Annotated in this window: 21 protein-coding genes; 14 read left to right on the top strand and 7 right to left on the bottom strand. The window is 63.7% G+C overall.

The window, feature by feature from the left end:
* Positions 1-21: 21 nt before the first annotated feature.
* From J4G32_RS01015 to hemB, 7 genes are all read right to left on the bottom strand, one after another.
* Positions 22-1,197 (bottom strand): calcium-binding protein, encoded by a 1,176-nt coding sequence (locus tag J4G32_RS01015; protein ID WP_210483136.1) that lies wholly within the window; start codon positions 1,195-1,197, stop codon positions 22-24.
* A 182-nt stretch (positions 1,198-1,379) separates the two neighbouring features.
* Positions 1,380-2,564, bottom strand: a complete 1,185-nt coding sequence (locus J4G32_RS01010; protein ID WP_210483134.1) for a calcium-binding protein — start codon at positions 2,562-2,564, stop codon at positions 1,380-1,382.
* Positions 2,565-2,662: 98 nt separating this feature from the next.
* On the bottom strand, positions 2,663-3,412 hold the full coding sequence (locus tag J4G32_RS01005; RefSeq protein ID WP_210483132.1) for an arginyltransferase: 750 nt from the start codon (positions 3,410-3,412) through the stop codon (positions 2,663-2,665).
* Between the two features lie 121 nt (positions 3,413-3,533).
* Positions 3,534-4,007 carry an RDD family protein gene (locus tag J4G32_RS01000; RefSeq protein WP_210483130.1) on the bottom strand — a complete coding sequence of 158 codons (474 nt, stop codon included), beginning with the start codon at positions 4,005-4,007 and terminating at the stop codon, positions 3,534-3,536.
* Between the two features lie 18 nt (positions 4,008-4,025).
* Positions 4,026-5,267, bottom strand: coding sequence for a threonine ammonia-lyase (locus tag J4G32_RS00995; RefSeq protein ID WP_210483128.1), 1,242 nt, complete (start codon positions 5,265-5,267; stop codon positions 4,026-4,028).
* Positions 5,268-5,298: 31 nt separating this feature from the next.
* Positions 5,299-6,651, bottom strand: coding sequence for a branched-chain amino acid ABC transporter permease (locus J4G32_RS00990; RefSeq protein WP_210483126.1), 1,353 nt, complete (start codon positions 6,649-6,651; stop codon positions 5,299-5,301).
* A 22-nt stretch (positions 6,652-6,673) separates the two neighbouring features.
* Positions 6,674-7,717: a porphobilinogen synthase gene (gene hemB / locus J4G32_RS00985; RefSeq protein WP_210483124.1), complete on the bottom strand. Its 1,044-nt coding sequence runs from the start codon at positions 7,715-7,717 to the stop codon at positions 6,674-6,676.
* Positions 7,718-7,928: 211 nt separating this feature from the next.
* Between hemB and J4G32_RS00980 the strand changes: the two genes are divergently transcribed.
* The 14 genes from J4G32_RS00980 (at position 7,929) to J4G32_RS00915 (ending at position 25,387) form a co-directional block, all read left to right on the top strand.
* Positions 7,929-8,984: an enoyl-CoA hydratase/isomerase family protein gene (locus J4G32_RS00980; RefSeq protein ID WP_246504716.1), complete on the top strand. Its 1,056-nt coding sequence runs from the start codon at positions 7,929-7,931 to the stop codon at positions 8,982-8,984.
* A 41-nt stretch (positions 8,985-9,025) separates the two neighbouring features.
* The gene (locus tag J4G32_RS00975; protein WP_246504715.1) at positions 9,026-9,439 is read left to right on the top strand and encodes a DUF6163 family protein; all 414 of its coding nucleotides are present in this window, start codon (positions 9,026-9,028) and stop codon (positions 9,437-9,439) included.
* A 178-nt stretch (positions 9,440-9,617) separates the two neighbouring features.
* Positions 9,618-13,919: a beta strand repeat-containing protein gene (locus J4G32_RS22055; protein ID WP_210483120.1), complete on the top strand. Its 4,302-nt coding sequence runs from the start codon at positions 9,618-9,620 to the stop codon at positions 13,917-13,919.
* 581 nt (positions 13,920-14,500) lie between these two features.
* Complete coding sequence (locus J4G32_RS21905) at positions 14,501-16,090, top strand: hypothetical protein (RefSeq protein ID WP_210483118.1); 1,590 nt, start codon at positions 14,501-14,503, stop codon at positions 16,088-16,090.
* Positions 16,003-16,431 (top strand): calcium-binding protein, encoded by a 429-nt coding sequence (locus J4G32_RS00960; protein WP_210485444.1) that lies wholly within the window; start codon positions 16,003-16,005, stop codon positions 16,429-16,431. Before J4G32_RS21905 ends, J4G32_RS00960 begins: the two co-directional genes overlap by 88 nt.
* A 403-nt stretch (positions 16,432-16,834) precedes the next feature.
* Complete coding sequence (locus J4G32_RS00955; protein WP_210483116.1) at positions 16,835-18,085, top strand: L,D-transpeptidase family protein; 1,251 nt, start codon at positions 16,835-16,837, stop codon at positions 18,083-18,085.
* A 355-nt stretch (positions 18,086-18,440) separates the two neighbouring features.
* On the top strand, positions 18,441-19,742 hold the full coding sequence (gene glyA, locus J4G32_RS00950) for a serine hydroxymethyltransferase (RefSeq protein ID WP_210483114.1): 1,302 nt from the start codon (positions 18,441-18,443) through the stop codon (positions 19,740-19,742).
* Positions 19,743-19,757: 15 nt separating this feature from the next.
* On the top strand, positions 19,758-20,264 hold the full coding sequence (gene nrdR, locus J4G32_RS00945) for a transcriptional regulator NrdR (RefSeq protein WP_210483112.1): 507 nt from the start codon (positions 19,758-19,760) through the stop codon (positions 20,262-20,264).
* 65 nt (positions 20,265-20,329) lie between these two features.
* The gene (ribD, locus tag J4G32_RS00940; protein WP_246504713.1) at positions 20,330-21,418 is read left to right on the top strand and encodes a bifunctional diaminohydroxyphosphoribosylaminopyrimidine deaminase/5-amino-6-(5-phosphoribosylamino)uracil reductase RibD; all 1,089 of its coding nucleotides are present in this window, start codon (positions 20,330-20,332) and stop codon (positions 21,416-21,418) included.
* Complete coding sequence (locus J4G32_RS00935) at positions 21,419-22,051, top strand: riboflavin synthase (RefSeq protein WP_210483108.1); 633 nt, start codon at positions 21,419-21,421, stop codon at positions 22,049-22,051. It abuts the gene before it with no gap.
* Between the two features lie 169 nt (positions 22,052-22,220).
* The gene (gene ribH, locus J4G32_RS00930) at positions 22,221-22,709 is read left to right on the top strand and encodes a 6,7-dimethyl-8-ribityllumazine synthase (protein ID WP_210483106.1); all 489 of its coding nucleotides are present in this window, start codon (positions 22,221-22,223) and stop codon (positions 22,707-22,709) included.
* A 2-nt stretch (positions 22,710-22,711) separates the two neighbouring features.
* Positions 22,712-23,194: a transcription antitermination factor NusB gene (gene nusB, locus J4G32_RS00925; RefSeq protein ID WP_210483104.1), complete on the top strand. Its 483-nt coding sequence runs from the start codon at positions 22,712-22,714 to the stop codon at positions 23,192-23,194.
* 8 nt (positions 23,195-23,202) lie between these two features.
* Positions 23,203-24,186 carry a thiamine-phosphate kinase gene (thiL, locus tag J4G32_RS00920; RefSeq protein WP_210483102.1) on the top strand — a complete coding sequence of 328 codons (984 nt, stop codon included), beginning with the start codon at positions 23,203-23,205 and terminating at the stop codon, positions 24,184-24,186.
* Positions 24,161-25,387, top strand: a complete 1,227-nt coding sequence (locus J4G32_RS00915) for an MFS transporter (protein ID WP_210483100.1) — start codon at positions 24,161-24,163, stop codon at positions 25,385-25,387. Before thiL ends, J4G32_RS00915 begins: the two co-directional genes overlap by 26 nt.
* Positions 25,388-25,479 lie beyond the last annotated feature (92 nt).

The following is a 25,479-nucleotide window of genomic DNA, read 5'->3' as shown; positions in this document are numbered from 1 at the left end:
GGCATCGCCCCACCGTCGAGGCTAGATCACGTAGAAGTCGGACGGGGTGAGCGCCACCTTATGGGTAAGGTGCGCGAACTCGATCTGGCCAGCCCCGCCGACGCCATCCTTGTCATAGAACAAGCGGCCGCTCGCCTTGTCGTAGACGATCCGATCCTGCGCATCCTGCGCGACCTTTCCGACCACGAAAGCGTCCGATGACAGGCGGCCGATATGGCCGAGCGTCTTGAACACCTTGTGGTCCATCTGGAAGGTGTCATCCCTCGCGACGAAGTCGGTCAGCGTGTCGAGGTTGGTCGTCTTGGGCGCGCTATCGAACACGAAGATATCACGGCCGCGACCGCCGTTGAGCACATCCCGGCCGGCTCCGCCGACGATCAGATCATTGCCGGTGCCGCCGAAGATGGCGTCATTGCCCGTCCCGCCATAAAGCTTGTCGTTGTCGGCGCCGCCATCGAGACGATCATGGCCGACTTCACCGTAGAGGGTGTCCTTGCCGGCGTCCCCGAAGAGCCGATCGCCTGGATGCTTGTAGACATTCTGCGGCCCTTTGACGGGTTTGACTGGAGGCATGTAGTTGCTGCCGCCATGGATCACGTCGTCGCCCGCACCGCCATAGACCAGGTCATAGCCTTTGCCGCCGGTGATGCTGTCGTTGCCCGCATCCCCATAGGCCCGGTTGAAGGCGACATCGAACGCGATGCCGGATTCCTCCCCAAGGGATTGCTCGTAGGTTCCACCGAGAATGATCGTGTCGGTGCCATCGCCGCCGTAAATCCAGTCCGCATCGGTGGCCATCCCGGTGATGGTATCGTTTCCAGAACCTCCATAGATCCGAATGTTCTTATGGTCATCGCTTACGGATTGCAGTGACATGAGCCGGATATAGTCGTCTCCGTCGCCAAGCGTCACAACACTGAGGGCAGAAGGAGAGGGTACCAGCTCAGCTGTGATATCGAGCACATCATTTCCGGTACCGGCGTCAATCATGGTGCCGACTGAGAAGCTGCCGAATATGCGATCCAGGCCAGTCGACGTGCTGACGTCGCGCACGGACGAGAAGTCCATCTGCACATAGTCGTTTCCGGCCAGCGTCGCGCCTGGGAGCCTCGCCGAGACTGTCTGATCGTTAATTGTGTCGGCGCCGTTGGAGACAATCTCATAGCCGCCGCCAAGTTGCGTGACCTTCAGTGTCATAGAAAAATACTCCTTCACTCAGTAGATGACGTAGCGTTATATCATATTAATTGTTCGGTAAACCAAGACATTTCGGCAAGGTTGCAGCAGGACGAAAAGCCGTGGCTGCGGCATAGCTGTGCGGAAGCCGCCAATCGTGCCCGCGGAGTATCGCGCTCTCTCGAAATCCCGTGACCGTGCCGTTAGATGACGTAGAAATCTGAGTGGGTGAGCGCCACCCGGTGGGTCAGGTGGGCGAACTCGATCTGCGACGACCCGCCGACGCCATCCTTGTCATAGAACAGGCGTCCACTTGTCTTGTCGTAGACAATCCTGTCCTGCGCATCCTGAGCGACCTTTCCGACCACAAAGGCGTCCGATGACAGGCGGCCCGTATGGCCGAGCGCCCTGTACACCGCGTTGTCGAGTTGGAACGTGTCATCTCTGACCACGAAGTCCGTGAGCGTATCGAGGTTTGACACCTTTGGGCTCGTATCGAAGACAAAGATATCGCGGCCCCGACCGCCATTGAGCAGATCCCGGCCGGCGCCGCCGACGATCAGGTCGTTGCCGGTGCTGCCAAAGATCGCGTCATTCCCCGTCCCGCCATAGAGCTTGTCGGCATCGGCGCCGCCATCGAGCCGATCATGGCCGACTTCACCGTAGAGGGTGTCCTTGCCTGCATCGCCGAAGAGCCGATCGCCCAGATAATGGTAGACGTGTTGCGGCCCTTTGACGGGTTTCGCCGGAGGCATGTAGTTGCTGCCGCCATGGATCACGTCGTCTCCCGCGCCGCCATAGACCAGGTCGTAGCCTTTCCCGCCGGTGATGCTGTCGTTGCCCGCATCCCCATAGGCCCGGTTGAAAGCGACATCGTATTCATGGGTTAGCAACTGCGCGTCGATGTACCGCGACAATGTCCCACCCAGGATGATCGTGTCGTTGCCATCGCCGCCGTAAACCCAATCCCCGTCAGTGGTGCTCCCATTGACGGTGTCGGCACCCGCGCCGCCATAGATGCGGACGTTGTAGTGCTCGTCATTGAACTCGTCGTGGAATGTGTTCAGGGTAATGGCGTCGTCGCCTTCACCCAGTTGTACGATGGACGCAGTGCCGGAAGGTGGGCGACCAACCAGCGCAGACAGGGTAAGAACATCGTTTCCGGAGCCGGCATCGACCGCACTGCCCTCGGAGATCCCACCGCTGATCGTGTCGTTGCCCGCGCTCGCGAAAACCGTCCGGATTCCGTTGGCCTGCAGAACGATGGAATCGTTGCCCATGAGGGTCGCGCCAGGAAGAATGGCGGCGACGGTCTGGTCATTGATCAGATCGGAACCTGATGAGGTAACATAATATCCGCCTGTGAGCGGGCTGACCGTCAACGCCATGGAAAGAAACTCCTAATTCCTAATCATGACGTAGCGTTACATTATATTGATTCCCTTGTAAACAAGGGACAAGGAAAGCCTTTGCCGCAGCGAGACAATTAGCCGTCCACGCGCACCCAACCGCCAGGAAGCAGTCGTTCCTGCGGGGTGTAGCGGGCCTTGTAGGCCATCTTCTTGGAGCCCTCGACCCAGTAGCCGAGATACAGGTAAGGCAGCCCCATCGCCCGGGCGCGTCGGATATGGTCGAGGATGATGAAGGTGCCGAGGCTGCGGTCCTGCAAGGCGGGATCGTAGAAGGAATAAACCATCGACAGACCGTCGCTCATCTCGTCGGTGAGGCAGACCGCCATCAGGTCGCCGTCGCCACGGCCGGTGATGCCGCTGTCGATCCCGCGCCGGCGATATTCGATCACTGTCGTGTCGATATGGCTGTCCTCGACCATCATGGAGTAATCGAGGACGCTCATATCCGCCATGCCACCATCCGCGTGGCGTGCGTCGAGGTAGCGGCGGAAAAGGGCGTATTGTTCGCTGGTCGGTCGGTTCGGCAGAACCTCGCCGATGAGATCGCGATTGAGCTTGTTGATCCGGCGCATGTTGCCCGAGGGCGCGAAGGCGTCCGTCAGCACCCGCACGGAGATGCAGGCGTTGCACAGATCGCAGGCGGGCCGGTAGGCGATCGTCTGCGAGCGCCGGAAACCTCCCTGCGTGAGGATCTCGTTCAGCTCACGCCCGCGCCGGCCGACGATATGCGTGAAAACCTTCCGTTCTTCCCTGCCCGGGAGGTAGGGGCACGCGGAAGGGGACGTGAGGTAGAACTGCGGTGCGTCGCGCGGCTGACTCGTCACGCTTTTGCCTTCGTGGAGAAACCTTGAGCGTCTACTGAACGCTCAAGGATACCATCGCTCCGCACGGCGTCTACCGAAAGAGCCCGCCATGGTGAAAATTGTCGCGCCTGACACCGAGGCGTCAGCTGGCGCGGATCACCATGAGACCGGTCAGCACGTCATGCGCAAACCGCCGGTCGTCCCGGAAGAGGCCGAGCAGGATGTCGCAGGCCCACAGGATGAAGGTGGACACTGCCACGTAGAACAGCAGGGCGTGGACTGCCGCCGCGAGGCCCGACGGCCTGCCACCGGTGACCGCGTCGACGACCTTCAGGCCGGCAAAGCGCATCCCGACAGTGGCCTGGGCTGAACCGCCAATCGTCACGGCGTTGTAGAGAATGGCCGTCAATGGCACGAGAGCGAAGAGTGCCCAGCCGAGCCCGAAGGTCAGGAACCCGAGCATGAAGATGGCGACGCAGACAATCGCCGACCAGATCGCAATGACGATCAGATCGACCAGATAGGCCCAGAAGCGCCGGCTGATCACGCCGCGCGTGAGGCGTTCGTCGACTTGGTACGATCCGCTCGCGGATTGCACGATAGGCCCGTTGGCCATTCTTTTCTCCCATCACTCTCAGAAGGCGGTTTCCGACAAGCCGCGCGAGTCGATGCGTCGCGGGGCCAGCCCGTCCGCCGCAAGGGCGGCGAACACCTCCAATGTATGATCTCTGTCGCGCGTTTCGATAGTGATGTCGATGGAAACGCCACGGGCCGGCACGTCGAGGAACAAACGGCCGTGCGAAACTTCGAGAATATTGGCCCCCAGATCGCCCAGCCGGCTCGCGACCGTGCCCAGCAGGCCGGGCTTGTCGTTGGAGGTGATGCGCAGCGAGACGATCCGGTCGTCGCGTTCGAGCTCCCGGACCATGACGGAGGCGAGGATCCGGGCGTCGATGTTGCCGCCGCACAGGACGAGGCCCACCCGTTTGCCCTTGAAGCGCTCCGGTTCGGCGAGCATCGCGGCAAGCCCCACCGCGCCAGCGCCTTCGGCCATGGTGCGCTGCAGGGTCGCGTAGGCATTCACGGCCCGCTCGATCAGGGCCTCCTCCACCAGGATGATCTGCGAGACGAGGGCGCGCACGATGGGAAGCGGAAGCTGCCCCACGGTCTTCACCGCGATGCCCTCGGCCAGGGTCGCGCCGCCGATGGGCCGGTCCTCCTGCGCGATGGCATTCTGGAACGACGGATAGAGCGCGGCCTCCACGCCGACGATGTCGATATCGGGATTGAGCGCCTTCGCGCCGACTGCAATCCCTGAGATCAGGCCGCCGCCGCCGATGGGAACGACGATCTGGTCCAGATCCGGCCGGTCCGCCAGCATTTCGAGCGCGATGGTGCCCTGGCCCGCCATCACCCGCGCATCGTCGTAGGGGTGCACGAAGACCAAACCCTCGTCGGAGCCGATCTGCCGTGCCCGGTCGGCGGATTCGTAGAGGGTCTCGCCGAACAGGATGACGCGGGCGCCGTAGGAGCGGGTGTTCTCGGCCTTCACCAAGGGCGCGCCCTCCGGCATCACGATGGTGGCCGGAATGCCCAGGCGCCGCGCATGATAAGCCACTGCCTGCGCATGATTGCCCGCCGACATGGCGATGACGCCGCGCCGACGCTCCTCCTCGGTCAGGCTTTCAAGCTTGGTGACCGCGCCGCGTTCCTTGAACGAGCCTGTCGGCTGCATGTTCTCGAGCTTGACGAAGACGTCGGCTCCGGTGAGTTGCGACAGGCGTGGGGAGGGGATCAGTGGCGTGCGCAGCACCTGTCCCTTGATGACCTCCGCGGCGTTTCTGATGTCGTCGATGGTGATGGCAAATGCTGCCAAGGCGGCCTCCGGTTCGATCGTGAGCCAGCCCTTACACGGGCCGGGGTGTCGGATCCCGCAAGCCGAGCAAGCCGCCCGGCCGGAAGATCAGGAACGCGACAAGTGTCGCATAAAGCGCCACGTCGCGCGCCTCGATGGGTAGATAGGCCGACCAGAGCGTTTCGAACAAGCCGACCGCCAGACCGCCGAGCAGCGCGCCGGGCACCGAGCCGATCCCCCCGATGATGGCGGCGATCAGGGCCTTGAGGCCGAACTGGAATCCTCCGGCAAAGCCCAGGCCGCCGAACTGGGCGACGATGAGCATCCCGGACAGGCCCGCCATCGCGCCCGCCAGCAGCAAGGTGTGGATCAGAAGCCGATCGCCGTCGATTCCGAACAGGGCTGCCGCGTGGGCGTCGTCGGCGAAAGCGCGCCACGCTCGGCCGAACGGCGTCGCTTTCATCACGGCGATGAGGGCCATGGCCGCGACAAGACCGATCCCCGCGGTGAGGAGAGAGATCGGCGTCAGGGTGACCAGAAAGTCACCGGCCCGCGCCAGCGGCCATTGCTGCGACCAGACCGGCGGCAGCCAGACTGTGACGGGACTTTGCACGAGGCGCAGATATTCCATCAGGAACAGCGACAGGCCGACGGTCGCGATCAGGCTCGGCTGGGTGCTGCGGGCTCTCACCCGCCCGATCGCGAAAAACCCGCCGACAGCATTGTAGATGGCGCCTGCAACCATCGCCGCCACCAGCCCGATGGCGAGCCCGAGAATCGGCGCTGTCGATCCGAGCGCGAGGGCAACGGACGCCGCCGCAATCGTGCCCGCGGCCCCGATGGCGGCAATTTCCCCGAAAGCGAGGTTGATCCGCCCTGTAAGCCCGAAGACCAGCGAATAGGCCACCGCGAGCAGGCCGTAGATCGCCGTGCGGGGCAGGCCCGCGCTGAGCTGCTGGAGCAGGTAGGCTGCATCGGCTGGAATTTCCGGCGCGGCCGTCGCGATCGTGCTGCCGGGATCGCCGGCGACACCCTCGGGACTGTCGAGATAATAGCGCTTCAGGAGATAGAGGCTGGCGCCGCCGAGCGGTCCCTGCTCGGTCGCGAGCTCGGTCAGTTCTGCCTTGTTTGGAGACAGGCCCTCGGCGGCAAAGCGGCAGATGACGAAGCGTGCTGCAGGCGGCGCCCCGTCTACGCTTGCCTCGTAATCGATCCGGAGGCTGCGCGCCACCGGGCCGGCTTCAACCCGCTTGACGAGGATACGGGCCGTGGCATTGAGAGCAGGGAGAGTCGACCGGCAGACCCGGGTCTGCTGCGCATCGGATGACGAGCAGCTGGCGACAACGCCGGCGAGAACCAGGACGGCGGCCCCGCGCCAGAAAGTCCGCATGAAGGAGCCGGTCACGACAATCCGAAGCGCCTGACGCTTACCCCATCGCCTTGAGCGTCTCGGCCACGCGAGGAGCGAAATAGGTCAGGATGCCATCGGCGCCGGCGCGCTTGAAGGCGAGCAGGCTTTCCAGCATGGCGCGCTCGCCGTCGATCCAGCCATTGGCGGCTGCGGCCTGGATCATCGCGTATTCGCCGGAGACCTGGTACGCGAAAGTCGGAACCGAAAAGGTCTCCTTCACCCGCTGAATGATGTCCAGATAGGGCATGCCCGGCTTGATGATGACCATGTCGGCGCCCTGCTCCAGATCGAGCGCCACCTCGCGCAGAGCCTCGCAGGAATTGCCGGGGTCCATCTGATAGGTGCGCTTGTCGCCAACGAGGGTCGCGTTGGTGCCGATCGCGTCGCGGAAGGGGCCATAGAACGCGGAGGCGAATTTGGCCGCATAGGCCATGATCTGAACGTCGGTGAAGCCCGCCTGATCGAGCGCCGCCCGGATCGCGCCGACGCGACCGTCCATCATGTCGGAGGGCGCGATCACATCCGCACCGGCCTCCGCCTGCACGAGAGCCTGGCCGACCAGAACGCTGATGGATTCGTCGTTGAGAATACGATCGCCGTCCATCACGCCGTCATGGCCATGGCTCGTATAGGGATCGAGGGCGACATCGGTGATGATGCCGATCTCGGGAACGGCGCGCTTGATCTCGCGCACCGCGCGGCAGACCAGGTTGCGGCTGTTGAGCGCCTCGCTCCCGCGCTCGTCGCGCAGGGAGGGGTCCGTATTGGGAAACAGGGCGATGGCTGGGATTCGAAGGGAAGCCGCACGCTCGGCCTCGCGAACCGCCTCGCCGATCGTCAGGCGCTCGACGCCGGGCATCGAGCTTACCGCGTGGCGCCCGCTTGCGCCCTCTGCCAGAAAGATCGGCCAGATCAGGTCGTCGACCGTCAGAGTGGTCTCCCGCACCAGACGTCGCGACCAATCGGACTTGCGATTGCGGCGCGGCCGCTGGATCAGCGACAGGGCGGGGGACGTCGCCTCCAGAATGGCGGGGCGAGGGAAGGGGGACAGCTTCGACATGAGGCTTCAAATCCGGCGCCGGGTTGAGCGCCCGGCCTGCACCATCGCTTAGCACATTTAAATCGCTCTAAAAAAGGCCCGGACGTCGCAGCCCTGGCTTTATTCCGACCGACCAGTGCCCCCCTGTCGATTCCACAGCCGGTCCATGCCTTCGTCGGAGAGGTCGATTGACCTGCGCTCCCCGACCGTCCTAAGCCCAAGAGGCAATGCCATGGAGACGCGTATGGACCAGGACCCGGAAATCCTCTGCGAGATCCGTGGGGAGGCTGGCCTCATCACCCTCAACCGGCCGCGGGCGCTCAATGCGCTGACACTGGACATGGTGCGCGCCATGCGGGTCGCCCTCGATGCCTGGCAGACCGACCCTGCGGTGACCCGGGTGGTGGTCCGCGGCGCAGGCGAGAAGGCGTTCTGCGCCGGGGGCGACATCCGTCGCCTCACCGATCTCGGCCGCGCCGGGCGGGCCGACGAGGCCCTGGCCTTCTGGCGCGAGGAATACCAGCTCAACGCGCTCATCCAGCGCTATCCCAAGCCCTATATCGCGCTCATCGACGGCATCGTCATGGGCGGTGGCGTCGGCATCTCGCTCCACGGGCGATACCGGGTGGCGGGTGAGCGCTATCTCTTTGCGATGCCCGAGGTGGGAATCGGCTTCTTCCCCGATGTGGGCGCAACCTACGCCCTTCCGCGCCTGCGGGGCCGGGCCGGGCTTTACATCGCGCTCACGGGCGAGCGGATCCGCCGGGCCGATGCCCTCATGCTGGATCTGGCCACCCATGCGGTCGCGAGCCAGGATTTCGACGGCCTTCTGGCGGCGCTGGCGGGCGGCGAAAACATCGACCAGGCCCTGGCCGCACGCTCCGTGGAGCCCGGTCCGCCCCCTTTGGCCCCTGACCTTCCGTTGATCGACAGGTGCTTCGGGGCTGAATCCGTGGGCGAGATCCTCACCTGTCTCGATCGCGATGGGTCCGAATCGGCCCGGCGCATCCATGCCGCCATGGACGGCAAATCGCCCACCAGCCTGTCTTTGGCCTTCGAACAGATGCGCCGTGGCGGCGCCCTCACATTCGACGAGGCCATGAAGACCGAGTTCCGAATCGTCTCCCGGATTCTGGACGGAGAGGATTTCTACGAGGGCGTCCGCGCCGTTCTCATCGACAAGGATGGCGCGCCCCGTTGGAATCCCCCCGATCTCGCCGCCATCGACGCGGGCGAGATCGCGCGGTTCTTCGCGGCTCTGGGCCCCGACGAACTGGAGATTGCCTGATGCCGGGCTCAGGCAGCCGGAGGGTGACTCAAGAGGCCCCGATGCGGGCCCCGTCCGACCGGCTCGACGGCGAGCGGACGGCCGGAGTCCAGCGCTGGACCTTCGCCATGACCTGGTTCATGCGGGTCCTGTCGATTCTCTGGCTCATGAAGGGCCTTAGCGCCTGGGCGATCATCCTCGGCATCTGGACGCCCATCGGCCACTTCGAAGGGCGCTCGACCGGCTATCAATCGACCATCATCTATTTCGCGCTGATCGACATCATCGCGGCCGTCGGCCTCTGGATGGCCAGCACCTGGGGCGGCATCCTGTGGTTGCTCGCGGTGATGAGCCACCTGATTCTGGCTGCCTTCTTCCCGGGAATCGTCTCGAGCGGCCTCCTCACGATGGCGTTCTTTCTGACGCTGGTGGCCCTTTACGTCACCATTTCCTGGCTGGCCGCGCGCGCGCGCTGAGCCAAAAGGCGGCGTGCGTCGCCGAATTGACACAGTATAACCTTTAATTTTGGCCGAAACACAACATAACTTCGTATCGTACGCGTTGACAAGCGAACACTATAATGTTTAATCCCGCACTGTCGCGCTTCAGACTGATGAGGCGGCACGAATCGAAACGCCAAATCGGGAGAAGACCGTGGCTGTTGATCATTTTATTTCCGTAGTAGACTATAAAGCCGGCACGTGGGACGCGGCTGACAACGTCATCATCACAGACTCGGGGGCCAACATCGCCGGGATGAGCGATGCGGACTTTCTGGCCCTCGCAACCAACAACGTCGATGGCATCGAAGCCAACGACGGTTCGATCTCACTGCGTTTTGGCCAGTTTTCGGGACTCGGTACTGTCGCGCTGACGGCAGCCGACGACATCACCGTCACTCTGTCGGCGAACGATTTTGGGGGCCTTACCGACACCGCCGTTGCGGCCCTTGCCGGCAAGGGGGTCGATGCCCTCAACTTCTCCGATGCGGTCACGTTGGACACCGCCCGGCTCGAGAAGCTCGGCGTCGTCGTTTTTTCGACCGCAAGTGACGTCACGCTGGCCCTGTCGACGGTCGAGTTCGGCGCCCTCGACCAGGCCGCCGTCACTGCACTCCTCGCCCAGGGCGTCGACACCATCGACGTTGAGGGCACCGATCTCACTCTGTCGAAGGCTACCCTCCTCGTTCTGGGCGCCCTGAAGCTTGCCGGTGGCGACAACGTCACCTTGACGCTTATCGCTGAGGAATTCCGCGCCGTGGATGAGACCGTGGCTGCGGAACTGATCGCGAAGGGCATTGATACGCTCGACGTTGAGGGCACGGATCTGACGCTGTCGAAGGCTGCATTGGACGCGTTGGGCACCCTGAAGCTTGTCGGTACGGACAACGTCACGCTCGAGCTGTCGGCTACCGAATTTGCCGCCGTGGATGGGACCGTGGCCGCCGCTCTGATCGCGAAGGGCGTTGATACGCTCGACGTTGCCGGCACGGATCTGACGCTGTCGAAGGCTGCATTGGACGCGTTGGGCACCCTGAAACTTGTCGGTACGGACAACGTCACGCTCGAGCTGTCGGCTACCGAATTTGCCGCCGTGGATGGGACCGTGGCCGCCGCTCTGATCGCGAAGGGCGTTGATACGCTCGACGTTGCCGGCGCGGATCTGACGCTGTCGAAGGCTGCATTGGACGCGTTGGGCACCCTGAAGCTTGTCGGTACGGACAACGTCACGCTCACGCTTTCGGCTACCGAATTTGCCGCTGTTGATGACGTAGCTGCCGACGCTCTGATCGCGAAGGGCGTTGATACGCTCGACGTTGCCGGCGCGGATCTGACGCTGTCGAAGGCTGCATTGGACGCGTTGGGCACCCTGAAGCTTGTCGGTACGGACAACGTCACGCTGACCATGGACCTCGACACCTTCAACGGCTTGACCGATGCTCAGCTCGGCGAACTGGCCGGCAAGGGCGTCGACATGATCGACGTCACTGGCGATGCTGATCTGACCTTGAGCTGGGCGAGCCTGACCGCACTGGGAGCAGTGAAGCTGGCTGGCGGCGACAACGTCACGCTGATGCTCAGCGCTGACGAGTTCCTCACCGTGGACGCGACCAAGTCCGCCGCGCTGATCGCCAAGGGCATCGACACGCTCGACGTCGCTGGTACCGACCTGTCGCTGACGCTCGGTCAGTCTCAGGCGCTCGGGGCACTCAAGCTCGCCACTGGCGACAATGTCACCGTCGCGCTGACGGCGACGGAGTACACCAATCTGACGGCAGCAACTGTCGACGCTTTGATCGCACAGGGTGTCGACGCCGTCGACCTCGCCGGCGCGGACCAGGCCGTGACTTTGGCAGACATGACTGCGCTCAAGACGCTGAAGCTTGCGGCCGGCGACAACGTGACTCTCTCGGTCACGGCGGCCGAGTACGCTCTGCTTGACGCGGCCAAGCTCGCGGCTCTGTTCGCCCGGGGCGTCGATTCCATCGACATCGCAGGTGCAGACCAGACTTTGACGCTTGCGCAGTTCGAGGCTTTGAGCGGCGTCAAGCTCGCCGCTGGTGACAATGTCACGGTGACGCTGTCGACGGATGAGTTCAACAATCTGTCGCCGGCCACGATCGCGGCTCTTACAACCCAGAACGTCGATACCCTCGATGTTGCCGGCGCTGATTTGCAAATCAGCCTGGCGAAATCGCAGGCTCTCGGTACCCTGAAGCTCGCCGCCGGCGACAACGTCACGCTCACCGTGGTCCTTGCGGCTGATCTTCAAAATCTCACCGTTGACGCGTTGACTGCGATCAAGAACCAGGGCGTCGACACAATCGACGTAGCGGGCGCGGCGGCCGACATCAAGCTCAGCTTGGCGCAGGTCAAGGCTCTGGGCGCGGTTGCGTTTTCTGCGGGCGACACCGTGACAGTCACCATGACTGCCGCTGAGCTTGCTGGCCTGACGACCAATGAGCTGGCGACGTTCAAAACCCGCGGCATTGATCTGATCGACATCGATGGCGTCACCAACTCCCCCGCCGTCCTCACGCTTGCCCAGTCGAAGGCTCTCGATACGGTCAAGCTGGCGACGTTGGATGATGTCTCCGTGTCCCTCTCGCTGACGGAGCTGAACGCGCTCACGACTGCCGAGGTCACGGCGCTCAAGGCACAGAACGTCGATATCCTCGACGTGACGGGCGCGACAGCCGATGTCACCCTGTCGTTGGCGCAGTCGAAGATCCTCGATACGCTGAAGCTTGCCACGGCCGACAAGGTCGTCGTCACCCTGACCGGCGATGAGCTCCTCGCCTTGACGGAAGCCCAGATCACCGCGCTCAAGGCCCAGAACGTCGACACTCTCGACGTGACGGGTGATACGGCGGCGGTTTCGCTCACCCTTGCGCAGTCCCAGGCTCTCAACGGGCTCAAGCTCGCAACCGGCGATGTGGTCAGCGTTTCTCTGACGGCAACGGAACTCACCGCCCTCACGGCCGCGAACCTCACCGCCCTCAAGGATCAGAACGTCGACTTCCTTGACGTGGCCGGTTCGGGCACGAATGCCGATGTGGCTCTGAGCCTCACTCAGGCGACCGCCTTGGCGGGTGTGAAGCTGGCAGCGGAAGACAACGTCACCGTCTCTCTGACGGCGGCCGAGTACACCAACCTGACAGATGCTCAGGTCACGGCACTCACGGCACTTGGCGTCGACTTCGTCGACCTCAATGGCACCGATCAGGCGCTGACACTCGCCGAGTTCAAGAAGTTTGGCACGCTCAAGCTTGCGGCTGACGACAAGGTCACCGTCACGGTGTCGGCGGCAGACTTCGCCGCTCTCAGCGACGACGATCTGGGGTCGATCTCCACCAAGCAGGTCGATATCCTCGACGTCAGCGGCGACGGCGCTCTCGCACTTGATGCCGCCAAGTTCGGCGCCCTCAAGGGAACCGTCAGCTTCCTCGCCGCCGATACGATCACGGTGAAGGACACCGGCGCCAAGCTCGCTGCGCTGACTGCCGATGTCTACAAGGGCCTTGCCGCCTCCAACATCGACTCGTTCGATGCCAGCGACAACGTTCTCGGCCTCAGCGTTGCCCAAGCGACAGTCCTGGGCGGGTTCAAGCTCGCTTCCGACGATGTGGTGACGGTTGTCGATACCGGCGCCAACCTCGCCAAGCTGACCGGCACGCAGATTGCGGCGCTCGGCACCAGCAATGTCGACGTTCTCGACTCGAGCACCAACGTGCTGGCGTTGAACGTGTCGCAGGCGATTGCGCTCTCCACCTCGACCGTCAAGTTGACGGCGGCTGACGCGGTCACCGTCACCGATACCGGTGCGGCGATCTCGGCGCTCTCCGCTGCCCAGCTGTCGGCTCTCGCCGGCAAGGGCATCGACGGGCTCGATGCCACGGACAATGCCCTGAGCTTCACCCCGGCACAGCTGGCTGCTTTGGGAACGCTGACCTTCGGCGCCACCGACAGCGTGAAGATCAACGGCACGTCGGGTGCGGATAACGCAACCGGCACGTCGGGCAACGACATCATCATCGGCAATGCCGGCAATGATCGTCTCAACGGCGCCTTCGGCAACGACAAGATCTATGGCGGTCTTGGCAAGGACATCCTCACCGGCGCCACCGGCAAGGACATCTTCGTGTTCAACACCAAGCTGGGCAAGACCAACACGGACAAGATCACTGACTTCTCCGTGAAGGACGACTCGATCTGGCTCGACAACGCCGTGTTCAAGAAGCTCGGCAAGGGTTCGGAAGCCAAGCCCGGCGCGTTGAGCAAGAAGTTCTTCACCATTGGCGACCACGCCAAGACGAAGGACCAGCATGTCATCTACGACAGCAAGAAGGGCGTCCTCTATTACGACGTCGACGGTTCCGGCTCCGCCAAGCAGGTCGAGATCGCAACCACCGCCAAGAAGCTGAAGATGACCGCAGGCGACTTCTTCGTCGTCTAAGCACTGACTTCAGCCCCCTGTCACAGGACAGGGGGCTGGGTCCAGTGAGCAGCGCGACGAGCTCTCTATTGGCCCTTCTGCACTGCCGTAATTGAGATCAGCCCCCAGCCCTGTGGCCGGGGGCTTTCTTGATTCAGACGACGCAGGGCGGACGATATCTTTCGCCGCCACAAAATGAGATGAGCTGTGGCGTCCGCCTGCTCTCGGACCGTCGATCTGGCATCGCTTGATGTCCGCGAGTTGACCTGACCCCTTGTCCTTCAACGCCCCCTTTGTCGCGAGGGCGCCACGCGAGCCGCGCCTGACGCTGGGTCCGTTCACGCATTCCCGCCTCCGCAGATCAACGCTGGCCGCCGACATGATCGAAATCTCCCGATCGTCGCCCGCCGTGCTTGCGCATTATGTCGCGCCTTGCTGTTTCCGGAAATTAAATGTTGCAAAATAACGGATTTTGCAGAGGCGACCGCAAAGACTAACAATAGAATAACATTGCATTTACGTAGCGGGATAGCCTACGGTCACTCATGGCTCTCGTAACTGAGAGGCATGAATTGCAGCAAAACAAGAATTTGGAGTCTCCTATGGCCGATCAGACATTGCTTTTTGCAGATTACCTTCTCGATACCGCTCACTGGCCTTATCCGGTTGCCGATAACGTGACGGTCGGAATTACTGCAGCTCAGTTCGCCGGGGCGACTGACGCGGTGCTTGCCGCACTCTCGGAACACAAGGTCGACCTTCTGAACGTCACCGATGTAAACCTCGTGCTCTCGCTGGCACGATCCAGTGCCCTCGGAACTGTCGCATTTTCGGCAGCGAGCAATGTCTCCGTCACCCTGACGCAGACAGAACTCACCGGCCTGACGGCCGCGAATATCACGGCACTGAAGGCACAGGCCGTCGACACCCTCGACGTGACGGGTGATACGGCGGCGGTTTCGCTCACCCTTGCGCAGTCCCAGGCTCTCAACGGGCTCAAGCTCGCAACCGGCGATGTGGTCAGCGTTTCTCTGACGGCTGCGGAACTCACCGCCCTGACGCCTCAGAACATCACGGATCTGAAGGCTCAGAACGTCGACTTCCTTGACGTTGGTGGGGCGACAGTCGCTGACGTGGCTCTGAGCCTCACGCAGGCGACCGCTTTGGTCGGTTTGAAGCTTGCTGCGACCGACAATGTCACCGTGGCGCTGACGGCGGCTGAGTACACGGCCCTGACCGCCGATCAGGTCACGGCGCTCACGGCTCTCGGCGTCGACTCTGTCGACCTCACAGGCACCGATCAGGCTCTGAGCCTGACGCAGTTCAAGGCTTTGGGGTCCCTCAAGCTTGCGGCGGCCGACAAGGTCACTGTGACCCTGACAGCCACGGAACTGACCGGGCTGACTGACGACGATCTGGGGTCGATCTCCACCAAGCAGGTCGATATCCTCGACATCAGCGGCGACGGCGTTCTCGCACTTGATGCCGCCAAGTTCGGCGCCCTCAAGGGAACCGTCAGCTTCCTCGCCGCCGATACGATCACGGTGAAGGACACCGGCGCCAAGCTCGCTGCCCTGACTGCCGATGTCTACAAGGGCCTTGCCGCCTCCAACATCGACTCGTTCGATGCCAGCGACAACGTTCTCAGCCTGAACGTCTCCCAGGCGACCGTCCTGGGCGCGTTCAAACTGGCCACCGACGATGTGGTGACGGTTCTCGATACCGGCGCCAACCTTGCCAAGCTGACCGGCACGCAGATCGCGGCGCTCGGCACCAGCAACGTGGACGTCCTCGACTCGAGCACCAACGTGCTGGCGTTGAACGTCTCGCAGGCGATTGCTCTGGCTGCCTCGACGGTGAAGTTGACGGCGGCTGACGCGGTCACCGTCACCGATACTGGTGCTGCGATCTCCGCGCTCTCCGCTGCCCAGCTGTCGGATCTCGCCGGCAAGGGCGTCGATGGGCTCGATGCCACCGACAACAAGCTGAGCTTCACCCCGGCTCAGCTATCGGCCCTTGGTACCCTGACGTTTGCGGCTGGTGACAGCATCAAAGTGAACGCACGTCGGGTGCGGACAACGCAACCGGCACGTCGGGCAACGACATCATTTTCGGCAATGCCGGCAATGATCGCCTCAACGGTGCCTTCGGCGATGACAAGATCTATGGCGGTCTTGGCAAGGATATCCTGACCGGTGCCACCGGCAAGGACATCTTCGTGTTCAACACGAAGCTGGGCAAGACGAACGTCGACAAGATCACGGACTTCTCCACGAAGGACGACTCGATCTGGCTCGACAACGCCGTGTTCAAGGCCCTCGGCAAGGGTTCGGAAGTCAAGCCCGGCGCATTGAGCAAGAAGTTCTTCACCATTGGCGACCACGCCACGACGAAGGACCAGCACGTCATCTACGACAGCAAGAAGGGCGTCCTGTACTACGACTCGGATGGTTCCGGTCATGCCAAGCAGGTCGAGATCACCTCGGCCGCCAAGAAGCTGAAGATGAGCGCAGGCGACTTCTTCGTCGTCTAAGATCGCTTGAGCAAACGAGCCCCCCGGTCCACATGACCGGGGGGCTTTTTTCGATTCCGGCCTAGCCTGAATGATGGATTCGGCGCACACGAGGTGGAGCCGGAAGCCGACTGGCTCGCGGGTCTACCCGGTGGGCGTTGGCCTAAGGCCAGACTAGGATTTCAATCACATTAACGTGAACGGCCGTACGATACGGCATCGGACTGTTGCGCGAACGCGACACCCTCTCCGCGCAGCGCCACCACAGGGCAATCTGCCTTAAAATGGCCCGGTTGTTCGACGCTTTCGATACCGTTCCTTAATCGTCTCGCGGCACTGTCGTTTCCGAATGAGAGCGGTTATGAACGGTGTTACGCGTTCTCTCCGTCCGGTCTCCCACCCGCTAAAGAAAGAGCCTGCGCTCATGTTGTCCCGCCGTACGCTCCTGACAGGATCGCTCGCCCTCGTCGCCACACCCACCTCGGTCTGGGCTCAGAACCAGGCCGAGTGGTCCCAGAATTACGAGGCCGTGTCCCGGACGCGCGTCAAGCGCACCACCACGCCGATGCTGTCCGCCGAATCGCTTGCAGCCACCGAGCAGATGATCGAGCAATACCGGCAGATCGCGTCCCGCGGCGGCTGGCCCTCCGTGCGCGGCGTCGACGGATTGCGCGTCGGCGTCCAGAGCCCGGCAGTCGTCGCCCTGCGTCAGCGCCTGATTGTCACGGGCGATCTCGATCCGTCGGCGGGCGATTCGCCGATCTACGATTCGTACGTGGAGTCAGGGGTGCGCCGCTTCCAGGCCCGGCATGGGCTGAGTTCGACCGGAACCATGACGGGTCCCACGGTCACCGCCATGAACGTGCCGGTCGACATGCGCATCCGGCAGCTCGAGATCAACATTGCGCGCCTGCGCACCCATGCGGGCAACCTCGGCAACCGCTACGTCACCGTCAACATTCCGGCGGCGCTTGTCGAGACGGTCGAGGGCGGCGTCGTCCATACCCGTCACGCGGCCGGCGTCGGCAAGAGTGATCGCCAGTCGCCGATCCTCAGCTCGAAGGTCGTCGAGATCAATTTCAATCCCTATTGGACGGTGCCCGCATCGATCATCCGCAAGGATCTGATTCCGAAGATGCAGAAGGAGCCGAATTATCTCACGGATAACAAGATCCGCATCTTCAACGGCGCGACGGAGTTGAGCCCGAGCCAGGTCAACTGGTTCTCGGACGAGGCGACTCGCTACCGCTTCCGGCAGGACCCGGGCGGTGAGTTGAACTCGATGGGTTTCGTGCGGATCAACATTCCCAATCCGCATGGCGTGTACATGCACGACACCCCGTCAAAAGGCATTTTCGGCGACGATTTCCGCTTCGTCTCATCCGGCTGCGTCCGCGTGCAGAACGTGCGCGATTATATCGAATGGCTGCTCAAGGAGACGCCCGGTTGGGGCCGTGAACAGATCGACGCAGTGTTCAAGGCGGGTTCGCGCACCGATGCGCGCGTGGCCGTGCCGGTCAACATCTACTGGACCTATATCACCGCCTGGGCGACCCCGGATGGTTTGGTCCAGTTCCGCGACGACATCTACAACAAGGACGGCCTCGGCAATGCGATCCCTGTGGCGAGCCGCGTGCCGACCGCTCCCGACGAAGAGATGTTCCTCCAGAACTGACGTCCGTTCGTCTTCTGGGCTCTCGGTTTCGGCAGGGCAGGCGGCCCGGTCCCATCAACGTCCCGGCATGGTCCGGGACGTTTTCATGTCCGACGCAAGTGAGCCGATCTGTCCCGTCCTGCGCCAAACCAAGAGATGCGAATCGGCCGGGCCGCAGCTCTTTTGACCAGTCGCCGGTTCACGCTCATACCCCGTCCTGTTGGCACAGCCGAGCCATGCGTTTCGTGCCGCTTGGCGGCGGTCATCCCCCCATGGTAAAGGCCTGCGATCAGTTCAGATCGGGTCGCTCGGGAAGCCTAAGCGGCCGTTCAAGATCTGCGCGTCCAAAAGGCGATCGAAGCAGACGAGGGTTCCCATGAGCGCAAGCCAAGCCACCAGCCACCTGTCCAACAGCTTTTTTTCGGCCGGCCTTGCCGACAGCGATCCCGAGATCGCCCGCGCCATCGAGCTGGAACTCGGCCGGCAGCGGGACGAGATCGAGCTGATCGCCTCCGAGAACATCGTCTCCCTGGCCGTCCTCGAGGCCCAGGGCTCGGTCATGACCAACAAATACGCCGAGGGCTACCCGCGCCGGCGCTATTATGGCGGCTGCCAGTTCGTCGATATTGCCGAGGAACTGGCCATCGAGCGCGCGTGCCGGCTGTTCGAGTGCAAATATGCCAATGTCCAGCCTAATTCCGGCAGCCAGGCCAACCAGGCCGTCTTCATGGCGCTGATGAAGCCCGGCGATACGTTCATGGGCCTTGATCTGGCCTGCGGCGGCCATCTCACCCATGGTTCCCCGGTCAACATGTCGGGCAAGTGGTTCAACGTGGTGAGCTACAAGGTCCGCGAGGATGACCAACTGATCGACATGGACGAGGTCGCGCGTCTCGCCCGGGAGCACAAGCCCAAGGTCATCGTGGCCGGCGGCTCGGCCTATTCGCGTCTGTGGGACTTTCCGCGCTTCCGGGAGATTGCGGACGAGGTCGGCGCGATCTTCATGGTCGACTTCGCCCATTTTGCGGGCTTGGTGGCGGGCGGGGCCCATCCGTCGCCATTCCCCCACGCGCATGTCGCCACCACCACCACGCACAAGACCCTGCGGGGGCCGCGCGGCGGCATGATCCTCACCAACGACGAGGACATCGCCAAGAAGGTCAATTCGGCGATCTTTCCCGGCCTGCAGGGCGGCCCTCTCATGCATGTGATTGCCGCCAAGGCCGTCGCCTTCAACGAGGCTTTGCGGCCCGAATTCAAGCTTTATGCCCGCGCGGTGGTCGACAATGCCAAGGCGTTGGCCGACACCATCGCGTCGAACGGCTACGCGATCGTGGCGGGTGGAACCGACAACCACCTCATGCTCGTCGATCTGCGGCCGAAGGGGCTTACCGGTAAGGCAGCCGAGGCGGCCCTCGGGCGCGCGGCCATCACCTGCAACAAGAACGGCATCCCGTTCGACCCCGAGAAGCCGATGGTGACCTCGGGCATCCGGCTCGGCACCCCTGCGGCCACAACCCGGGGATTCGGTGTGGCGGAGTTCCAGGCGGTCGGAAACCTGATCGTCGAGACCCTCGACGGACTCGCGAAGAACGGCCCGGAAGCCAATGGCTCCGTTGAAGAATCCGTCAAGGAACGGGCGCACGCCCTGACCCGCCGCTTCCCCATTTACGCCTGAGGTCGATACCACCCGATGCGTTGTCCCTATTGCGGGAGCCTGGACACACAGGTGAAGGATTCCCGGCCCACGGACGACGCGTCGGCCATCCGTCGTCGCCGGATCTGTCCCGATTGCGGCGGCCGTTTCACGACCTTCGAGCGTGTGCAGCTGCGGGAGCTGTTCGTGCTCAAGCGATCCGGACGGCGCGTCCCGTTCGACCGCGACAAGCTCGAACAATCCGTCAACGTGGCGTTGCGCAAGCGCGCGGTGGAGCCGGAGCGGGTGGAGCGCATGATCAACGGCATCGTGCGCCAGCTCGAGAGCCTGGGCGAAGGCGAAGTGCGCAGCGACACGGTGGGGGAACTCGTCATGGAGGGCCTGAAGGGCCTCGACGACGTGGCCTATGTCCGCTTTGCGTCCGTCTACAAGAACTTCCGCGAGGCGAAGGATTTCGAGGAAATCCTCGTGCGACTTGCGAGCGAGTACCCGGACGAGGACGGCCCTGACGACGAACCGCGCCAGGCGCGCTCGCCGGAATGACCCGTCCCGCCGCCACGCCGGGGCAACCGCATCCCGGATCTGCCTTGTCGGATGATGATCGGTTCATGCGTCTCGCGCTCGCTTTGGGCGAACGTCATCTCGGCCTGACATGGCCCAATCCGTCTGTCGGCGCCGTGCTCGTGGATGAACGCGGGGGTGCGCCGGTCATCATCGCCCAGGGATTCACGCAAGCGGGCGGACGGCCTCACGCGGAACGTATGGCGCTCGATGCGGCCGGTGAGGCGGCCCGTGGTGCGACGCTCTACGTGACACTGGAACCCTGCTCCTCGCGCAGCCGCACCAATGACGGGGCATCCTGTACGGATCTGATCGTCGCCTCCGGTGTCGGCCGGCTGGTCATCGGGGCTGGCGATCCCAGTCCCTTTGCCCATGGCCACGGCTATGCGCGCCTGCAGGATTCCGGCGTCCATTTTTCGACGGGGGTGTGCGAGGCGGAGGCGCGCCGGCTTCACCGGGGCCATCTGATGCGGGTGAAAACCGGGCGGCCCGAGGTGATCGTCAAGCTCGCACGCACCACCGAGGGGCTGGCTGGACGTCGCAGCGGACCCCGTCTGATGATCACCGGCGACATCGCCAACGCCCGCACGCATCTCATGCGCGCCCACGCGGACGCGGTGATGGTGGGCGTCGGGACGGTCCTGGCGGACGATCCGCTCCTGACGGTCCGATTGCCGGGCCTTGAGGGCCGCTCTCCGGTTCGCATCATCCTCGACAGTGGCTTGCGGACGCCCATGGAGGCGCATGTTGTCACGACGGCCCGCGATGTGCCGACCTGGATTGTGGCGGGCCTCGACGCGCCCGTTGCGGCAGAGCGGGCGCTGGTCGCTGCGGGGATCGAGGTTCTGCGCGTCGATGTCGATGCCGACGGGCGCCCCGTGCTTGCGGATGCGCTTGGCCTCCTGGGGTCGCGCGGCATCACGCGCATTTTCTGCGAAGGGGGCCCGGCGCTCGCCGAAGGCCTTGCCCAGGCCGATCTGATCGACGAACTCGTCCTCATCACGGGGCGGTCTGCGCGCGGGGAGGGCGACGTCCCGGCACTGGGGGCGGCGCTTCATGAAAGAATGGACGAGATGCGCCTGATCGGCGATGAGCAAGTGGGGTCGGACCTCATCATGTCCTGGGAGAAAGCCTAGATGTTTACTGGCCTCGTCACGGATGTCGGCCGCGTCAGCGCGGTGTCGGAGGGAACATCCCTCCGCCGCATCCGCATCGAATCCACCTACGATCCTGCCTCGATCGCGCTGGGCGCGTCGATTGCCTGCGGCGGCCCGTGCCTCACGGTTGTCGACGTCCAGCGCCACGGCAATGGCTGCTGGTTCGAGGTCGACGCCGCCGCCGAGACGCTCGATCGAACGACCGTGCTGGAATGGCAGGAAGGCACCCGCGTGAACCTCGAGCGTTCGCTGAAGATCGGCGACGAACTCGGCGGCCACCTCGTCACCGGGCACATCGACGGCGTGGCCACCATCATCGCCCGCGAAGCCGTTACGGCGGGCGACAATCCATGGGGGCCCACCGCTCGGTTCGATATCAAAGTGCCGCCCCAGATCGCCCAGTTCATTGCCGAGAAGGGTTCGGTCTGCCTCGACGGGACCTCGCTCACCGTCAACACCGTCGACAACGATTGTTTCTCGGTTCTGATCATCCCGCACACCCTGTCGGTGACGACCTGGGGGGAGCGCAAGGCGGGCGACAGGCTCAACATCGAGGTCGATCTGATGGCACGCTACGCCGCGCGGCTTGCGGATGCCCGCAACGCGGGGTAGGGAGGCGGGATACTCTGATCCGCCCGCAAAAGCGCCCGCGTTTCGAGGCGGATGTCGTATCGCCTCGTGGACGAGGAGCGCCTCCTGCAATGCCGGACGATCGCTGAGGGCGGGGCTGAAGCTCGTTCCGGCGCTCGTGTCCGGCCATAAGCCGCAACTGGTTGTTCACATGGTCGCCACATCCGCCAAAGCCACAATCCGTCCGCCTGTCACCGGTGCGCGCATTCTCATCGTCGAGGCTCGTTTCTACGACGATCTCGCCGACGAACTGCTGCGCGGCGCACGGGGTGCGGCAGACGCCGCCGGCGCCGTCGTCGACGTGCTGACGGTCGACGGGGCACTCGAGATCCCGTCCACCATCGCCATCGCGCTGGATGCGGCCGAGGCTGCCGAGAAGCCCTACGAGGCGGTCGTGGCGCTTGGTTGTGTCATTCGCGGCGAGACCGGGCACTATGAGATCGTGGCGGGCGAGAGCGCTCGCGCGCTGATGGACCTGTCGGTAACGCGCCGCATTCCGCTCGCCAATGGTATCCTCACGGTCGAGAATGACGGACAAGCCTGGGCGCGCGCCAGGGTTTCGGACATGAACAAGGGCGGCGGCGCCGTCGAGGCGGCACTCGCCGTTCTTCGCATCAAACGACACGTTCGGGAGCTCTGATCATGGCCAAACCTGCAGAACGATCAGCCGCGCGGCTCGCCGCCGTTCAGGCGCTCTATCAGATGGACGTGTCCGGCACGAACGTGACCGAGGCCCTGGCCGAGTTCGAATCCCATTGGCTCGGGCGCGAGGTCGAGGGCATCAAGTTTCAGCCGTCCGACGTCAATTTCTTCCGCGCGATTCTCGAAGGCGTGGTCAAGGACCAGCGCGCGATCGACGTGAAGATCGACAAGGCGCTGGCGGATGGTTGGCCTTTGGCCCGGATCGAAGCCGTTCTGCGGGCGATCCTGCGCGCTGGCGGGTTCGAACTCATGTTCAGGAAGGACGTGCCGGTTCGCGTCGTCATTACCGAATATGTCGATGTCACCCACGGCTTCTACGACCAGGACGAGCCGGGCCTCGTGAATGCGGTTCTCGACACCCTCGCCCGCGATGTGCGCGCCGGTGAACTCGAGAAGAAATCGGCCGGGCAGGCCAAGCCGTAACGCGGCCGATGTCCGGGCGCCTGTCGGAGGATTCCCTGATCGCGCGTTACTTCGCGCCGCTTGCGGCCGAGGGCGGCCTGGGGCTGATGGACGACGCCGCCTGCCTGACGCCCCGGCCCGATCACGACCTTGTCCTGACGACGGACTCGCTCGTCGAAGCGGTCCATTTCTTCCCCGATGATGCGGCCGGATCGATCGCCCGCAAGGCTTTGGGCGTCAACGTGTCGGATCTGGCGGCCAAGGGCGCGGAGCCGACCGGGTTTCTGCTCAACCTCGCCCTTCCGCCCGACTGGACCGAAGCGTGGCTGGCGGATTTCGCTGCCGGGCTTGGCGCTGCCGCCCGGGATTTCGCCTGTCCGCTCCTCGGCGGCGACACGGTGCGGACGACCGGTCCCTTGACGCTTTCGATCACCGCATTGGGCGAGGTGCCCCGGGGACGGATGGTCAAGCGCACCTCGGCGCAGGTCGGTGACGCCATCTGTGTCTCCGGCACCATCGGTGACGCAGCGCTTGGGCTGGCCCTGCGGCGTTCCACCGATTTGGGGAAGCCTTTGCCGGAGGGTGTCGTGAGCTATCTCGTCGACCGCTACCTGCATCCCCAGCCGCGCCACCGGCTGGCGAAGGTCCTGCGCGACCATGCCAGCGCCGCCATGGATGTGTCGGACGGTCTCGTGGGAGATCTTGCCAAGATGATGCGGGCGAGCGGCGTTTCGGCGATGGTCGACCTCGACCGGGTTCCCCTTTCGGAACCCGCGCGCCTCTTCATCGACGGGCAAACAGACCGTCTCGACCGGGCGCTTACGGGTGGGGACGACTACGAAATTCTGTGCACCGTGTCTCAAACGCGTCTCGACAGCTTTCGGAAACAGGCCGATAGCCTCGGCATCCCCATCACGGTCATCGGACAGGTGGTTTCGGGAGACAATCCGCCAGTTTTCAGGCTGGGCGGGTCCGAGAAGCGGTACGATGGCGGTTCATACTCGCATTTCTGACGATCCAAGGGGTTTTCGCGGCGACGGACTGGCGAAACGCAATGCGCTGGTGCTGGCCTTCGCGCTGGCGCTGGGCGGCGCGAACCCCGCCATCGTCGTGTCGCTCGGCGGTTTGGTGGGCCAGACTCTTGCCGAGAACAAGCAGTTTGCCACCTTGCCGGTCAGCCTCAGCCATCTCGGCCTGGCGCTGGGGACAATCCCGGCCGCCATCCTGATGAAGCGGGCAGGGCGGCGGACCGGCTATGTGATGGGTGGCGCCATCGGCGTGCTCGCCGGCTGCGTGGCAGCCTTCGGCATCGCGTCCATGAGCTTTCTCATCTTCTGTCTGGGCACCTTCACGGCCGGTCTCTATGCCTCGTTCGTCCAGAGCTACCGGTTCGCCGCCACCGATACCGCCTCCGAATCCTTCAAGCCGCGGGCAATTGCCTGGGTGATGACGGGCGGAATTGTCGCCGGAGTTGTCGGACCGCAGACGGTCATCTGGACGAAAGATCTCATCGAAGGAGTGCCGTTCGCCGGCGCGTTCATCGGCCAGGCTGCTCTCGCGCTACTGGCGATCCTGGTCGTGACCTTCCTGCGTAGCGCTCCGATTTCGACGGCCCTTCCCACCGGCGGCGGGCGCCCTCTGCGGGAGATCGTCTCCCAGCCCCGCTTCATCGTGGCGGTCGTCTCAGGCCTCGTCTCCTATGGCCTCATGAGCTTCATGATGACCGCGGCGCCGCTCGCCATGATCGGGTGCGGGTTGCCGGTGGGCTCCGCCGCTCTCGGCATCCAATGGCATATCCTGGCGATGTTCACGCCGAGCTTCTTCACCGGCCGGCTGATCGCCCGCTTTGGCAAGGAGGCGGTAACGGCAGCCGGTCTGGTCCTCATCGCCCTCTCGGCCGTGATCGGGCTCTCGGGTCTTTCGGTCTGGCATTTCTGGGTCGCCCTGGTGGTCCTGGGGCTTGGCTGGAATTTCGGTTTCATCGGCGCCACCGCGCTCGTGACCGATTGTTACCGGCCCGAAGAGCGGGCCAAGGTCCAGGCCGCCAACGACTTCCTGGTGTTCGGGGCTACCGCCATGGCGTCGTTCTCGTCCGGTACCCTTCTCAACTTCAGCGGCTGGGATCTGGTGAACTGGCTCGTCTTTCCGCCCGTCCTGATCGCCCTCAGCCTGCTTTTCTTGCAGAATCGGACAAGAATCTTGGCTCCGGCATAGAGTCTTGCTGTGACTCATGCGGAAGTCGCGTTGCGGCTTGCATAGAATTTTGGCAGCGTTGTCGCACTTCGCTGGGGGCAAGAGCGACTCGT

Origin of the sequence: Microvirga antarctica, assembly GCF_017921815.1 — a bacterium.
Lineage (GTDB): Bacteria > Pseudomonadota > Alphaproteobacteria > Rhizobiales > Beijerinckiaceae > Microvirga > Microvirga antarctica.
Note: the sequence above shows the minus strand (reverse complement) of the source record. Positions and strands in the feature narration are given on the sequence as shown.